Source organism: Variovorax sp. WDL1, from assembly GCF_001541225.1.
Lineage (GTDB): Bacteria > Pseudomonadota > Gammaproteobacteria > Burkholderiales > Burkholderiaceae_C > Variovorax.
The window spans coordinates 1-525 of the sequence record NZ_LMTS01000109.1; the positions used below are offsets into that span (position 1 = coordinate 1).

At 70.5% G+C, this 525-nt stretch carries 1 protein-coding gene and 1 pseudogene; both read left to right on the forward strand.

The genetic code is table 11. The features are described from left to right. Nucleotides 1–89 (forward strand): annotated as a pseudogene (locus APY03_RS15240) (DUF2857 domain-containing protein); the annotation flags it as partial. Nucleotides 90–92: 3 nt separating this feature from the next. After that, nucleotides 93–525, forward strand: a 433-nt coding sequence (locus APY03_RS43835) for an STY4528 family pathogenicity island replication protein (RefSeq protein WP_232324284.1), incomplete at its 3' end; no start/stop codon positions are given.

Sequence of the window (525 nt, forward strand, 5' to 3'; positions counted from 1 at the left end):
CGGCCATGGACCTGGCCGAGGGCATGTCACTGCCGCTCTCGGTGGTCTGGGCCGCGATCAGGAACTGGGTCGATCAGGGATTGGGCTAGGCCATGGCCGTGGACGACACCGCCCCACGAGCCCCGCGTCAAGGCCCCATCGCACTCGCCGACCTGTTCGACGCTGCGCTGAAGGACCTCACGCCCAAGCCACATCCCAGCGCGCCAGCGCCCATGGCAGTGCCCACGCCTGCCGCGTCCGGCGACGCCTTCCTGTTCAGTGGCAATCGGCACGAGAGCGTGCCGCGGCGGCTGTTCCTCGACCGCCGCCTGACACCGCTGGAGCGCAACGCCTGGCAGGTGTTCCGGCTGATGCTCAACGACGACGGCGTCACGGCGTTCTCGACCTATGAGCAGTTGCGCCCCTGGCTGGCGTCCATGCCCTGCGCGGGACAAGCCTCCCACGAGACCGTCGCGCGGGCGCTGACGCTGCTGCGCCTGACGCGCTGGCTGAGCCTCGTGCGACGACGGCGCGACCCCAAGACCG